Source organism: Dyadobacter sp. SRI_021 (assembly GCF_057586235.1).
The window spans coordinates 103,242-118,843 of the sequence record NZ_JBYCZM010000014.1 but is presented as its reverse complement, the minus strand read 5'-3'; the positions used below and the strand labels follow the sequence as shown (position 1 = coordinate 118,843).

At 48.8% G+C, this 15,602-nt stretch carries 11 protein-coding genes; 8 read left to right on the top strand and 3 right to left on the bottom strand.

Annotated features, from left to right (window positions below):
* The first annotated feature begins 126 nt into the window (after positions 1-126).
* Both AC2YIT_RS29100 and AC2YIT_RS29095 read left to right on the top strand, forming a co-directional pair.
* A complete protein-coding gene (locus tag AC2YIT_RS29100) occupies positions 127-3,483 on the top strand; it encodes a SusC/RagA family TonB-linked outer membrane protein (RefSeq protein WP_430844055.1) in 3,357 nt (1,118 codons plus the stop codon).
* Positions 3,484-3,519: 36 nt separating this feature from the next.
* Positions 3,520-5,217 carry a SusD/RagB family nutrient-binding outer membrane lipoprotein gene (locus AC2YIT_RS29095; RefSeq protein ID WP_430844056.1) on the top strand — a complete coding sequence of 566 codons (1,698 nt, stop codon included), beginning with the start codon at positions 3,520-3,522 and terminating at the stop codon, positions 5,215-5,217.
* A gap of 90 nt (positions 5,218-5,307) precedes the next feature.
* On the opposite strand, the gene AC2YIT_RS29090 is transcribed toward AC2YIT_RS29095, so the two are convergent.
* Together AC2YIT_RS29090 and argH are read right to left on the bottom strand one after the other, a co-directional pair.
* Positions 5,308-5,829, bottom strand: a complete 522-nt coding sequence (locus AC2YIT_RS29090; RefSeq protein ID WP_430844057.1) for a thioredoxin domain-containing protein — start codon at positions 5,827-5,829, stop codon at positions 5,308-5,310.
* Positions 5,830-5,834: 5 nt separating this feature from the next.
* On the bottom strand, positions 5,835-7,169 hold the full coding sequence (gene argH, locus AC2YIT_RS29085) for an argininosuccinate lyase (protein WP_487281511.1): 1,335 nt from the start codon (positions 7,167-7,169) through the stop codon (positions 5,835-5,837).
* Positions 7,170-7,381: 212 nt separating this feature from the next.
* On the opposite strand from argH, the gene tnpA reads away from it, so the two are divergent.
* Positions 7,382-7,819, top strand: coding sequence for an IS200/IS605 family transposase (tnpA, locus tag AC2YIT_RS29080; RefSeq protein ID WP_487281510.1), 438 nt, complete (start codon positions 7,382-7,384; stop codon positions 7,817-7,819).
* A gap of 99 nt (positions 7,820-7,918) precedes the next feature.
* On the opposite strand, the gene AC2YIT_RS29075 is transcribed toward tnpA, so the two are convergent.
* Positions 7,919-8,425: a C40 family peptidase gene (locus AC2YIT_RS29075; RefSeq protein WP_487281509.1), complete on the bottom strand. Its 507-nt coding sequence runs from the start codon at positions 8,423-8,425 to the stop codon at positions 7,919-7,921.
* Positions 8,426-8,681: 256 nt separating this feature from the next.
* On the opposite strand from AC2YIT_RS29075, the gene AC2YIT_RS29070 reads away from it, so the two are divergent.
* From AC2YIT_RS29070 to AC2YIT_RS29050, 5 genes are all read left to right on the top strand, one after another.
* Positions 8,682-9,848, top strand: coding sequence for an AIR synthase-related protein (locus AC2YIT_RS29070; RefSeq protein WP_487281508.1), 1,167 nt, complete (start codon positions 8,682-8,684; stop codon positions 9,846-9,848).
* 156 nt (positions 9,849-10,004) lie between these two features.
* On the top strand, positions 10,005-11,720 hold the full coding sequence (locus AC2YIT_RS29065) for a PQQ-dependent sugar dehydrogenase (protein ID WP_487281507.1): 1,716 nt from the start codon (positions 10,005-10,007) through the stop codon (positions 11,718-11,720).
* 388 nt (positions 11,721-12,108) lie between these two features.
* Positions 12,109-13,065 (top strand): SGNH/GDSL hydrolase family protein, encoded by a 957-nt coding sequence (locus AC2YIT_RS29060; protein WP_487281506.1) that lies wholly within the window; start codon positions 12,109-12,111, stop codon positions 13,063-13,065.
* A gap of 85 nt (positions 13,066-13,150) precedes the next feature.
* Positions 13,151-14,809: a hypothetical protein gene (locus tag AC2YIT_RS29055; RefSeq protein WP_487281505.1), complete on the top strand. Its 1,659-nt coding sequence runs from the start codon at positions 13,151-13,153 to the stop codon at positions 14,807-14,809.
* 12 nt (positions 14,810-14,821) lie between these two features.
* A complete protein-coding gene (locus AC2YIT_RS29050; protein ID WP_487281504.1) occupies positions 14,822-15,589 on the top strand; it encodes a helix-turn-helix domain-containing protein in 768 nt (255 codons plus the stop codon).
* Positions 15,590-15,602: the final 13 nt, after the last annotated feature.

Genomic DNA, 15,602 nt, shown 5'->3' with positions numbered 1-15,602 from the left:
TTTGACATTACAATGCTTTTGATGTGCAAAATGGGAATTGGCTTCGGCTGGTTGCCGGTCTTCGGATCAGAGTATGTAATCCTTTTAAACTTAAACCACCTAAAATTTCAATTTACCAAATTTACCATGAGACAAAAGTGTACTACTTTAACACGTCTGGTAATATTGCTCCTCCTCCTCACCGGAAGTACCTGGAGTATGGCCCAAGACAGAAAGACCGTCAACGGGACGGTGCTTGACAAGGATCAAAATCCTTTGCCCGGCGTTTCCTACCTCATCAAGGGAAGCAGCGCGGGCGGCGTAACAGATGCCAACGGAAAGTTCAGCGTGGCTGTGCCTTCCAGTTCAGCTGTGCTAGTATTTTCATCAATTGGATTTATCACTAAAGAAGTACCGGTGGGCAATGCCACCCAGCTGACTGTCAACCTCGAGGACGACAGCAAAACGCTTAATGAAGTAGTTATTACCGGCTTCGGTATGGCCAAGGATGCAAGGAGACTATCTTATTCTGCCCAGACAGTGGAAGGAACTTCTTTGTCCCGCACCAATAATGCCAACCTGGTGAATGCTTTGCAAGGCAAGATTGCCGGTGTGATGATCAACCAGGGTGCTAGTGGACCGATGTCATCTTCCAGGATCCGTATCCGGGGAAATGCCTCGTTAAGCCCTAACACCCAACCATTGTTTGTAATTGATGGTGTTTTGATCCGTCCGGGAACTACCGGGGCCGATTCATGGGGTGGTGCGCAGGATTTTGGTAACATTATGAAAAATATCAACCCTGACAACATCGAATCCATGAGTGTTCTGAAAGGCTCAGCCGCCAGCTCACTTTACGGTTCGGAAGCTTTGAATGGTGTTGTGCTTATTCAAACCAAAAAAGGGAGAGAAACCAAGGGATTGGGTGTTTCGTATAACCATTCATCGTCATTTGAAAAAGCTTATAAGATCATCGACCTGCAAAATCAGTTCGGCGCTGGCTTGGACCCTACTTTTTCAAAAGGAACGGACGGTGTAGATCAGGTAGATGCTAATAACTGGTTTTATTCTTACGGACCAGAGTTCAAAGGGCAGCAAGTACGGGATATCGACGGCAGAATGGTACAGTGGAAGGCAAACGATCCCATCAAGTTTTTCAACACGGGTAAGTACATAAACCATAACGTTGCTGTGGATGGCGGAAATGACCGGTCTAGTTTCCGGGTGTCTTATTCAAATCTGTACAATACTTCGGTGATGCCGTCGGGTACGGAAATGAAGAGAAACAACTTCAATGTAAGGGGCACCCAGAAGATCGGGAAAATATTCAGCCTTGATGTGTCTGCGGATTATACCAGCAATAACCTTCTGAATCCGACCAACCAGGGAAGTAGTTACAACCCTATTTTCAAGTTTGTATATTATCGTCCAAGGAACCTGGACATCGACTATTGGATGCATAATTACACCGATCCGACAGTTGGAGGACGTAGAAGAGGCGCAAACGACCCATACAGCGTTACAGACTTTATGTGGGAGATTAACGAACGCAAGAGAACGCGGAATGAGAAGATATTCCGGGGAAATATTGACTTGACAGCCCAAATCACTCCCTGGTTGACTGGTTTGCTTCGAAGCAATCTTCAAAACGAGATTTATACAGGGGAATATAAGAAGCGTGGAGACGGCGCGCGTTTCTCCGGCAACGATGAGTACAGTACTTATGCTACCAATAACAACCAGTATCGTGTGCAAGGTTTGCTTTCCGCTGCTAAATCATTTGGTTCAGATTTTGAATTGAATTTCAGTGTAGGGGCCGAGACCAACAAAATCAACGGAGGCAGAGAATTTAAAAATGGTACCAGCGGCGGGTTGAGAATTCCGGAAGTATATTCGCTTTCCAACTCTATTAATGTTGCTACTGCAAGTGCCGCGCTTGTTCCTTCGAAGAGAACAGATGCTGTGTATGCTTATGGTGACCTGACCTATAAAGGCATGCTGACTCTTAATGCCAGCTACCGTCGCGACTGGACTTCTACCCTGACATACAAAAACGGAACCGGCGACTGGTCGTATGATTATCCTTCTGTGGGCCTTTCCTGGATCGCGACCGAATCTATCAAAGATGTTCCGTCATGGCTGACATTTGGTAAACTTCGCGCCAGCTTCGGATATACTGGTGGAGACACGGATGCATGGAGCACCAACCGCACCGGTATTTACAACCCAGGAGACAACTATACGCTTCCTGACGGAACTCCGCTGGCATCATATGGCTTCAGAGACAGAACTTTGCCTAACGCAAACCTTAAAAACCGTTTGGCACGGGAACTGGAATTGGGTACCGACATCCGTTTCTTCAATAACCGTTTAGGAATTGATTTTACTTTCTATAACAAAATCACAACCAACGAAATCCTCACTGTGGGTGTTCCTCAGGAGTCGGGATTAACGGGACGTATCATTAATGCCGGTAAAATCAGAAACCGGGGTATCGAGATTTTGTTGACTGCCACTCCGGTAAAAACGGAAAAAGTTACCTGGAATACAACATTCAACTTTTCCCGCAACAGAAACAAAATACTTGAACTTGTACCGGGAGTTGATAGCTATGAGTTGAGTCTGGCATTCGGAAACGACGTAAGATCTATCGCACGCGTAGGCGGAGATTACGGAACGATTACTTCGGCGTATGCATATGCGCTGTATCAGGCGAAAGATGCCAGCGGAAATAACATTGCCCATCCATCCAATGGACAAAAGGTAATTGGTGCTTCGAGTAACGCAACGGATGGCTATCCCACCTATTTGCGGAGCGGGGCATACGGCCAGGGGTCACGTGACTTGGGTACAATGCTTGAGAAGTTTCTCCTGAGCAACACCAACAGCGTACAATACGGCAATTTCAATCTCAATGTTCAGGTTGATGCCAAAATTGGCGGGCTCATGGCATCTGCTACCCACCAGTATGGTTCTTCTAACGGAAGTTTGAAAAATAGTTTGCCAGGAAGAAATGCTGCATTGGGCGGTGTAACCTTTACCGATGCATCAGGCAAAACACGCGACGATGGTATTATTCCGGAAGGCGTTTTGGCAGATGGTTACAAGGTTAGTGTCGATGGCAAGGAAATCGACCTGGGAGGAATGGCTTATTCAGAAGCTGTTTCAAAAGGTTACCTGAAGCCGATTCCAGCTTACGCATACTATGAGAACCTAACGCAGTGGGGTTCAGGTATCCGTGAATATTCAGTATTCGAGAACTCCTGGGTGTCTCTTCGTGAAGTATCAGTTGGATACAATGTTCCTTCCAGTCTGATCAATAAATTTAAGATTCAGTCTTTAAGAGTAGGATTGGTCGGCCGCAATCTGGCTTACCTCTATATGACTGCTAAGGATGGAGTCAATCCGGAAGGATTAAAGAGCAATAATGCAGGAGAATTTGCTGAATATGGTGGTGCGCCATTCACCAGAAACCTTGGTTTTTCTGTAAACGTCGGCTTTTAATAACAGGAATTGACAAAAAAATTGAACGAAGTAACGATGAAAGTATATAATAAAATTCTTTGTACGACAATACTGCTAATGGTAGGGGTACTGTCGTCTTGCGACAAACAAGATTTTGTCGACACGAACATTGATCCGGACGCATTATCCTCCATTCCGCCGGAGAATCAGTTTGCGAACGCCTCAAGGGGTATCCACGGGCAGGATTTCGAAGCCTTCTATGACTTCTATACCAGAATTATGCCATGGATGCAGTATGCAACGGACGTACGGGGCAACCAGGGAGCTTTTACTACCAACGTTTCCAACTTTTCCAATCGCTACGGAGCCCTGTATAGCGCCGGTACGCAGCTTGTTGATGTTGAGAAGCTGGTTGAAAAAATGAGCGAGTCGGAGAAACCGAGGTTTGTTCACATGATTCGTATTGCCCGTATCCTGAAAGCTTATTATGCTTTCTACGTATCGGATATTTATGGTAGCATTCCGTACAGCGAAGCCTTCCAGGGTCGTTACGGCGGAACATTGAAACCTGCTTACGATACACAGCAGGCATTGTTTGCCAAGCTGGATGAGGAACTGAAAGAGGCCGTATCTGTATTGAAGCAAACTCAAAGCGCTCCTCAGATTGCGCTTGGAAATTATGATTCGTATTACAATGGTGCTACTCAGAAATGGGTTAAAGCGGGTAATGCACTTCGACTGAGAATTGCACTGAGGCAGATAAAAAGCGACCAGGCAAAAGCAGCAGCCGTGATTGGCGAAGTACTGGCTATGCCGGTTGAGGATCTGATGAGTTCAAACGAAGACGGTTGGGTTTTCACCGCAAGCAAATCATTCACTGAAGGCGGAAACTGGAATCCTACCAGTTTGAGGGCTACCAAGCCGATGGTAGATTTTATGTGGGAAAACAAGGATCCACGCCTGGATGCATTTGTGGCACCTAATTCGTACAACCAGACTAACATCAATCTGCTCATTGCGGACAAACAGTTGCCTGCGGGAACTACCGAACCTGCACGCAGATATTTGGGTAGCTTCACCAGCCCGGATCAGGCAACGAACCCGACAATCAAGGCTAGATATTACACTACGCGTACCGTAAAATCGGGAGAGAATTCGATAGTTGTGGATACATTGAGCTATCTGCAGCCAAGGTTATTCCGTCCCGCGGAAGCGGATGCCAATGGCAAGGCTGGAACAGGGTTGGTTTATATTCCGGTACTGACCTATTCGGACTATTGCTTTATGAGGGCTGAAATTGCTGCCCGCGGACTTGGATCAGGCGCTAAGGAGTGGTATGAAAAAGGGGTGATAAGCTCGATTCAATGGTATGATATGATTGGTACAAAATCTCAGCTAACCAATTATACACCTGTTACCCAGGCTGAAATAGATGCTTATTTGCTTAAACCGGCGGTTGCATTTAATACAGCCAAAGCACTGGATCAAATCGCTTCACAAGCTTACCTGCATTTTTTGAAGCAGCCTTCCGAGGGATGGGCTCTATGGAAGCGTACGGGTTATCCGAATGCCACAAGCGCCGTTGCGTTGCCAGTATTGACAAACAACAATGCTGTGCTTATCATCCCGCGTCGGGCACCTCTTTCTCTGCTTAACGAGAATGATCAAAATTATGCGAATCAAAAAGCAGCATACGACGCTATGGCAGGGATCCCGGGTTTCGGAAAGGATCCACAGGACGCTACCGGCCGCGTATGGTGGGATAAGCCTTGATTTATTAATATAGATTTAGTTAACAAACGCAAAAGGCAGGCCGATTGGCCTGCCTTTTTGTATTAACATATGGCTTCAATGAGTTAATGCTTATTGATTGATCACACAGCCAATCGCGTCAGCCCGGCTTTTAAGAACGATTTCTCCATTCAACACCGCTTCAATGGCATTCCTTAAATACAATTCGGTGGCCTTCGCTCTATTTTTTCCCAAAGCATAATACCAGTTGTCGATTGCACCCCGGTAAAGTATTTCCCCTTTGGCATTGACGAGAACGGCTTCGGGCATGACAGTCGCCTGGTATTGTTTTACCTTCTTCAAACCGGGATCCGGATAGCCGGGAATAGCGGCCTGGTATTTATTTAAAAACTGTTGGATATCTGCCCGTTTGACGGTTGGGACAGGGAATACCGCTTCAAACGCTATACCCCTTTTCGAGTAATCCGAACAAATACTTTTGATCTCGCGCATGTAGGCGTTCGAGACGGGGCACTCGGGGTCGAGGAAGAAGACGACTTTGAGGCTACCCGGTCCGGCATGGCCGTTGGCGGCCGCTACCGGTCCGAAACCCATGAAGCATAGCATCCAAACGATGGCGGACCGGGTTCGCATGACTTTTATTTTAGTAGTGCTTCAAAAGCGGTGGTTATTTTATCATACCCAAACGCCCCAATCTCCCGCTTCATTCGTGCACGAATGGCATCGGTTTGCAAGTTGCCAATACTTCCCTGGTGGCTGTGTTTCAGCTCGCGCGGTGCGGCATAAGTACCGTCGCCGATTTCGGCCCCAACCTGTTTGTAGGCATCACGGAAAGGTACTCCGGCGATCACAAGTTCGTTCACCCGCTCCACGCTGAACAGCAGGTCGTATTTCGGATCATCGAGCAGGTTTTGTTTTACTTTCAGATGTTCCAGCATGAATGCGGCGATGTCGAGGCAGTCGAGGATCTCGTCGAATGCAGGCATCAGGATCTCTTTCAGCAATTGCATGTCGCGGTGGTAGCCGGATGGCAGATTGCTCAATACCATAGTCACCTCCATCGGCAATGCTTTCATGCGGTTGGTTTTAGCGCGGAGGAGTTCGGCCACGTCCGGGTTCTTCTTGTGCGGCATAATGCTGCTGCCGGTGGTGAGGTCGTCGGGCAGCACGATGAAGCCGAAATTCTGGCTGTTGTAGAGGCAAACATCCATGGCAAGTCTCGAAACCGTTGCCGCCAGCGATGCGATTGCACTCAATGCGGCTTGTTCCGTACGCCCGCGACTCATCTGCGCGTACACGACGTTGTGATGCATACCTTCGAAGCCCAGTAGTTCGGTGGTGAGCTGGCGGTTAAGTGGGAACGACGAGCCGTAGCCCGCCCCCGAGCCCAGCGGGTTGCGGTTGGCGAGGCGGTAGGCAGCGTTCAGCTGGATAGTATCGTCGATGAGACCTTCGGCGTAGGCGCCAAACCACAGCCCGAACGACGACGGCATGGCGATTTGCAAGTGTGTGTAACCGGGGAGCAGGTCATTTTTGTGTTCTTCCGATTTACGGGTTAGCACGTCGAAAAGCTTTTCGGTAGCCTGTACGACCTCGAAAAGCCGGGCACGGGTATATAGCTTCATGTCCACCAGAACCTGGTCGTTACGGGAGCGGCCGGAATGGATTTTTTTACCGGTATCGCCCAGCTTGCGGGTAAGCAGCAGCTCCACCTGCGAATGCACATCCTCGATACCTTCCTCGATGATGAATTCGCCCTTCTGGATTTGCCCGTAAATGGCTTTGAGTTCGGTTTTCAATGCGGCCAGATCGTCCGCAGTGAGAAGCCCGATAGTTTCGAGCATGGTGGCGTGGGCGATATTGCCCAGCACATCGAATTCGGCCAGATGCAAATCCATCTCGCGGTCGCGGCCGACCGTGAAACGTTCTATTTTTTCAGAAGTGACAGTATTTTCCTTTTGCCAGAGTTTCAAAATGCAGGAATGATAAAATTTATGGATTTAAAATTTCATCACAAATTTAACACCATTCGCTCATTCCTTTCCCTTTTTCCGTCGACTGAAGTCGACGGCCAGGGGATTTTTTGTTGTAGAAATCTTTTTGATGTGTTACCAAATGCAGGGTTTAGCGTATCCATGAGACTGCCAGGGGTTTATTGTTGGACGCGTTTAAATCTTCTATTGGTATGAGTTGGAGCCGGATTTGGATTCATGTTGTTTTTGCGACGAAATATCGTGCGCCGGTACTGCGGGACGAGATTCGAATGAAAGTGTTTATGCATATCAAGGAATATGCAATGTCGAAGGGGATCGAGTTGGATGTGATCAACGGCTACTTCGATCACGCGCATTGCCTCATTTGTCTTACCCGGCAACAAACGATAGCGGAGGTAATGAAGATCGTCAAGGGAGAGTCGGCGTATTGGATAAATAAGAACAAGCTGACGACAACGAAGTTTGTCTGGCAGGACGACTATTTGGCTGTAAGCGTCAGCGAGCGCCATGCTCCGTTTGTGAGGCGCTACATCTTAAAACAGGAAGAGCACCACAAAGGCAAAACCTTTGAAACAGAAATCAACAAATTCATGCAAAAATATAGCTGGACAAATTCCAACAAGAACTAAGCCCTAAACACTCCTTATCAGAAGAGAAAGAAAATTATTGTTGATTAAAAATCATTCAATCATTCAATCATTCAATCATTCAATCATTCAATCATTCAATCATTCAATCATTCTCTTAATCGCCACAAACCGCTTGCTGTAATAAGCGGCATTCAGCAGGTCGTAGCGGATGCCGCCTTTCCAGGCCGAATGGATGAATTTGACGTAGCCAGGCGCTACTTCGGTGATAATGCCCACATGTCCGATGCGCTTGCTTTTGGTGCTGTTGCCTTTGAAGAAAATAAGGTCGCCGGGCTTGGCATCATCGAGCTCTACGGCCTCGCCGTGCTCAGCTTGCGCTGCGCTGGAATGCGGGAGCGTGATATTCCATTGATTGAAACAATACCGGACAAAACCGGAGCAGTCGAAGCCTCGTTTGGACGATCCGCCTGAACGATAGGGGATATGCAGGTGCTTGGTCGCGAACGATACCAGCGACTGCATCGGGTTCAGGGTGTCGGCGGAAGCTTCCTGAGACTTTGGGATCTGTGCGAAAGAACGGTTGCTTAATGAACAGGCAGCAAACAATAACGCGGATACAATGACTGAACGAATCAAAAAATGCATGAAATCGAAAGTGGGTTCAGGACTTTAAAAGGTCAAACAGGAGATTCTATGGTTTTATAATACGAATACCTCAGCTTTGTAAAGCTAACGACTTTTTTGCATTTGTCTTATTTTAACAAATCGTTAATTTTTGCAATATTTTGTAAATCACTGATTTGCCTATTTAAGGGTTACTTTCGTTAAAGTAAAGGTTTAAGCCCCCATTTTGACTACTTTTGTGACGGAATCAGGATAGCTTACTAATTAATACGCTCAGATGAAAACTACCGACCGTTATCTCCAGCGCGGTGTATCGGCTTCAAAGGAAGATGTGCATAAGGCCATTGAAAAGATCGACAAAGGGCTTTTTCCAAAGGCTTTTTGTAAAATAGTACCGGATACCCTCGCTGGTGATCCCGCGTATTGCACGATCATGCACGCCGACGGCGCCGGTACCAAAACATCCCTGGCGTATTTGTATTGGAAAGAAACCGGCGATATTTCCGTTTGGAAAGGCATCGCGCAGGACGCGATCGTGATGAATACCGACGATTTGCTTTGCGTGGGTGCAACGGGCCCAATGCTCTATTCATCGACGATCGACCGCAATAAAAACCGCATTCCCGGCGAAGTGATTGCAGAGGTGATCAACGGCGCAGAGGAAGTGCTGGATATGCTTCGCAGCTATGGCGTGGAGATTTACAGCACCGGCGGTGAAACGGCCGACGTAGGTGACCTCGTGCGGACCGTGACCGTGAACAGTACGGTAATTGCCCGTATGAAGCGCTCGGAGGTGGTGGATAATGCAAATATCCAGGCCGGTGATGTGATCGTAGGGCTTGCTTCTTACGGACAGGCTACATACGAAAGCGAATACAACGGGGGGATGGGCAGCAATGGTCTTACTTCCGCAAGACATGATATTCTGGGTAAATACCTTTCCAAATATACCGAGAGCTTCGACCCGGAAGTAAGCGACGACCTCATTTACAGCGGAAGCAAAAAACTGACCGACGAAGTCGAGGGAACGCCTCTGAATGTAGGTAAGCTGATCCTCTCGCCTACACGTACCTACGCGCCCGTGGCCAAAGCCCTGCTCGACGAAATGCGTCCGCAAATCCATGGCATGGTACATTGTAGTGGAGGGGCTCAGACCAAAATTCTACATTTTGTTGATAACCTTCACATTATCAAGGATAACCTGCTTCCTGTACCACCGTTATTCAGGCTTATTCAGGAAGAAAGCGGAACGAGCTGGCAGGAGATGTACAAAGTGTTCAATATGGGCCACAGGCTGGAAATTTACCTCCCGGAAGCCCACGCTGCGCGCGTGATTGAAATCTCGGAATCGTTCGGGATCGCTGCGCAGGTAATCGGGCGTGTGGAAGCTTCCGATGAGAAAAAACTGACCATCAGCAGCGAATACGGTACTTTCTATTACTGATTGTCCTTCGTTATTGCAAAATACTGAGCCTCCGGGAGTTATCTTCCGGAGGCTTTTTTGTTTTCCGCATTTCCGGCAGTAAAATTCAGGCATGACAATTGTAGTATGATTTCGTAGAAATAATAGAAATAGTGTTGTTTATTAACCTTATTTCATATGAAACATATCAACAACTATCCAATACTGCGGGGCCATGTCCTGGGGTTTTGCTTCGTTCTCGTCGCTGTGCGCATTTACGCGCAAATTCCTGATATCAAAATTAACCCGACGCCCGTCATCAGCGGGTTGACCTCGGCGATGCAGCTCGTGCATGCAGGTGATAATTCGAACCGGATTTTTATTGTCGAGCGCTCCGGCGTTATTACCGTATTCAATCCGGGGGCTTTAACGACCCCTATCCAGTATCTCGATATGAATAGCGGCGGGCAGGTAGTTTCGCAGACGGGAGAGGGAGGTTTGTTAAGCATCGCATTCCATCCCAATTTTCTTACCAACGGATTTATTTATGCCTACTATACCGACACCGCCGGTGACCTGGTGCTCGCCCGATACACGTCAGCGAACCCATTGGGAAACGTCGTGCTTGCCAACACGCGTGTGGAGATCCTGAAAATCCCGCATCCGGTCAACACCAATCATAATGGAGGGGAGCTGCATTTCGGCCCGGAAGACGGCTATTTGTATCTTTCTACCGGTGACGGCGGGGCCGGTTACGACCCCAATATGAACGGGCAGAGTACGATCAGCCTCCTGGGAAAGATACTCAGGCTGGATGTAAACCCGCCGCTGGGTTCCGGGTTGCCTTATGTCATACCTCCTTCCAATCCTTTCGGGAATGAGATCTTTATCCGCGGATTGCGAAACCCGTTCCGCTGGAGTTTTGATAGTGAGACCTACGACTTGTGGATTGGAGATGTGGGGCAGGATACATGGGAGGAAATCAACCATGTAACGGCCGGTAATGCATCCGGGACCAACTTCGGTTGGCGATGCTTCGAAGGAAACGGCTACACACCGGGTATCGCAACCAACGAATGCCCCGATTCGGCGAGTTTTACCAAGCCGGTTTACATTTATCCGACGCGTACAGCGAGGGGTAATTCTGTAATCGGCGGGGTGGTGTACCGCGGTAATGCATGGCCAGTGATGAAGGGTTACTACATCGGAATGGATTATGGCTCGGGCGATATTCATAAAATCAATTCGGACGGGTCTGTGAAGGAGTATGAAACGTCGACGTTTACGGGCGTGAGAGATATCGGGGAAGACCAGTCGGGCGAGATCTATGCCGTTACAGCCACAGCTGTTTATCGCATTGAAGCCGAGAATCCGTTGCCCGTAACGCTGGTCGACTTTTCGGGAGTGCCCAGCGCGGAAGGGGTCCGGCTTGCGTGGCAGACTTCCATGGAGAAGGATTTCAAGTCTTTCGACATTCAGTACAGTCGCGATGCCCGTCAGTTCGAGCATATCGGCTCGATTCAGGGAGCTAATGCGGCGACTGATAACCGGTATTCATTTACACACACTACTCTGGAAAGCGGGGAGCTTTATTATCGTCTGAAAATGACGGACATGGATGAGAGTTTCAGGTATTCCAAAATAATCACGGTCAACCGGGGAACCGAGAGCCAGGGTGAGCTCTTTGTGCGGCCTTCGCTGATCAGCACGAGCGAAATGAATTTGTTCGTGGAAGAGCCTTTTCAAACTGTCGAAATTGTGAATGCAGGCGGGCAGGTAGTGCTTACCGAGAAAATCGGGGGCAGGAGCGGACCTGTCAACATCCCGCTCGGTAATACGGCTTCCGGCATATATGTGGTGAGAATGGCGGGGGCCGACCGGGTGATACAGCAAAAGGTTTTGGTGTGGAGGTAATCCTTTTTAGCGAATACCTCAAAAACAGACATTCCGGAAGCAACACTTCCGGAATGTGATCATTATACAACCCTAAAACCCAATTTATGTATGGCAATATTGGATGATCAAAGATAGTGGATTTATTCCATATTATTGGATATGATCCAAATTGTTTTGCCCCTACTCTTGTAGAAATTTCCTGACAGCAACCCAAGGCGTCCGCAGGCCATTTGTGGAACGATTATTGCGATAATTCTTTGCGCGCGTTACTGCGTGTACCCGAAAGCACCTTTACTGCAACGTTCCATCCATGAAAATGAAGTCATTCCGACACACTAACCCCCGCCCGACAAACGACGGGGGAATGAGCCGCAGACGCTTTTTTCGTCAATCTGGGGTAGCGGCCTTGTCAACAATCCTTCTGACGTCCTGCGATAACCTGCTCGACAAAATCATCCCTTCCAAAAAGGACAAACGCGACAAAACGCTCGCTTTCTTCGGCGACAGCCTCACCATCGGGACCGGCGGCAGCAGGCCGATGGGCGCCTGGGTAGGCGACGTTTTTTCGGAACGGCCGGTATACAGTGATGGCATCAACGGTCAGATTGCATTATCGATCGCGATACGGCAGGGCGGGGTACCTTTAACCTTATCTGTCGCAGGAGGTAAATTCAATGGAACGAAGCCAGTGGCAGTCACGAAGATCAACAATGAGTTTCTCTCGACCCCGCTGAATGGCAACGTTTATAGCCGCACCGGTACGCTCGCAGGCGTGCGATGCACTATTACGCGCAACTTCATCCCGGATTTAGGGGAACGCTATACGGTAGAGCCGTTGGCACAAAACGAGACGGAAACACCGGCCGAAGCGCCGGTTGATGTCGAGATTCCCGATGATTCGGTTTTTGAACTGGACGATGCGGTGAAAATGCGGACGGCTACGCAGGTCCTCTGGTACGGGCGGAACGACATTGGCCAGGGAAAACCACAGGAAGGGATTCTCTCTGCGATCAAGAGTTCGGTGGACTACATTGCAGAGCCCCGGCGGTACCTCATACTCGGGATATTGCCTGCAATTACCGATCGCAAAGGAACTGAAGGTTATGCGAAACTCACCGCATTCAACGATGAGCTCGCGTTATTGTACCGCGACAAATATGTTCCGATGACGCCCCCCACTGAATCGGAGATGAACGCCATCGGATTCACGCCGACTGCCAGCGATTTGGAGGACATTCAAAAAGGGATTTTCCCCACCCGAATGCGCCCGGCGAATAAATCGGATGAGATTCACCTTAATGATTCCGGTTATCGGATCATAGCGAACAGGGTTGCTCAAAAAATCAGGGATTTGAAGTATTAGACTGAAATTCAAAGGGAATCGGGTCATGAAAAGTATTTTTTAAGGAAGGCGTCTTTTGAAACTAACGGCGACTTAACTAACCCTTATGAAAAAATACAGACTCCTGATTCTCTTTTTGTTAACCCTTTTGTTTGGGGCGCGGGCCCAGCAAAAGGACCCGGTTGGAAATGTAACGGTTACCTCCGAAAACACGAAAACCGGTGTGTACACCAGCGACAATGGTGAACTGCAAGTGAATGTAGCGCCCCGGGACATCCGCAAATACAAGGCTGCAGGCGTCGTGCGCTATGGCGACTTTGGGGCGCGGGGCGATGGGAAAACGGATGATGTGGACGCGATCGCCGCCACCCACGCATTTGCCAACATGCATGGTTTGCCGGTGAAAGCCAGCGACGGGGCGACTTACTACATTGGAGGGAAAGAACGTACGGTAGTAATTCAAACCGACACCGATTTCGGAAAGGCGGCGTTTATCATCGACGATAGCGAAGTGGAAAACCGCAATGCCTCGGTTTTTACAGTGAGCTCGGGGCTTAAACCTTTTAAGTTGGAATCCATTACTTCACTAAGAAGGAACCAGGAAAAAATCGGCGCGTCTTTGCCAGGTCCTTGCCTGATCACCGTCACCAATTCCAACGTAAAGCAATACATCCGGTTTGGGCTTAACCAGAACAATGGATCTTCACAAACGGATATTTTCGTAGTGGATAAAAGCGGCAGGGTGGATATGAAAGCGCCGATCATCTGGGATTTTGACCAGATCACGGATATTACCGCGCTGCCCATCGACGAAAAGCCGCTGAAAATCACTGGCGGGCATTTTACCACCATTGCCAACCAGGCCGAGTCGAAATACACCTATTATAACCGTAACATCGCGATCCGGCGGTCGAATGTGCTCGTGGAGGGGCTGGAACACCGCATTACCGGCGAAGGGGAGCATGGTGCGCCTTATGGCGGCTTTATCAATATCGGTGATTGTTCCTACGTGACGGTGAAGAACGCGATTCTAACGGGGCATAAGACTTACAGCACGATCGGTGCGGCGGGCAAACCCGTTTCAATGGGCACCTACGACCTGTCAGCCAACCGGGCGCTCAATGTGTCGTTTGTCAATTGCAGCCAGACCAACGACATCAACGACAATACCTACTGGGGCATTTTAGGTTCTAATTTCTGCAAGAACCTGCTTTACGATCACTGTACGCTTTCCCGGTTTGATGCCCACCAGGGCGTTGCCAATGCCACCATCCGGAATTCGACGCTCGGCCATATGGGGATCAATGCGATCGGCAGCGGGCTATTGCTGATCGAGAACTCCACCATCCGGGGCAGAAGTATCGTCAACCTCCGGCCCGACTACGGCAGTACCTGGCAAGGCGAAGTGGTGATCCGTAACTGTATCTTCGTTCCCATGAATGGTAAGCCTGCGAATGCTTCTCTCATCAGCGGTTCTTACTCCGGCCAGCATGATTTTGGTTACACTTGCTACATGCCCGAAAAGATTACCATTGAAAATCTCCGTATCGACGATGCCGCCCATTCTGAAAACTACCAGGGCCCGGCGATATTTGCCAATTTCAACCCCGAAATGACGGACGGCACTTACCAGGAAAAGTACCCGTATGTTAAAACCAAAAGCGTTGTCCTGAGAAATGTTACCACGGCCAGCGGCAAGGCCGTGAGAATTAGCGATAATGCATTTATGTTTAAAGATGTAAAAGTGAATGGTGAGGGGAATTAACCAGCCTTATTAATGGAACCGCTTCTCTATAAAAAGGGCGATATCGACTATTGGTCAATGCCTCCGGCTGAGGCCGTAAGTCATTTGGTGGAAAGCTTTTGGATGCTGACCAACAAATCGGGAGAGCCTTTGGCAGTTACGGTATTGCCCGACGGCCGGATCGATGCCAGTTTCTCGTTTGGAGACAGGCAAGGCATTGTGCTGCTCGGGTTAGAGAGCGGGCCGTCGCGGGCAGAGATCCCGCCGGATTTCACCCTGTTTAGCATCAGCTTTCGACCGCTCGCTGCCGGCTATTTATTCAAAGACTTCCTGCCGATCCTGCCCGACAGCGCCACGGTACTGCCTGCCGATTTCTTTGGAGTAACCATGGATGGATTTCAGGATATCGAACAGTTCTGTGCGGTGCTTACGGAGAACATTACAGGCATGCTAAAAAAGCGCATCGATGAGCGCAAAAGGAAGCTTTTTGACCTGATTTACGCAACCAATGGCTCCATTAGTGTAGGGGAGTTATCCGAAAAGACTTTCTGGACCAGCCGACAGATCAATCGTTATTTCCGCGACACCATCGGTGTCTCCTTGAAGACCTATTGCAATATCATCCGTTTCAGGGCTTCATTTCAGCATATCAGGGAAGGAAGGCTGTTTCCCGACCAGAACTACGCCGACCAATCCCATTTCATCCGGGAGATCAAAAAATACGCGGGCGTTGTTCCCAAAGAGCTCGCGCGAAATAAAAACGACCGATTTATCCAATTTTCAACCTTGCCGCCAGCCTAGTTTTGTGTCATAA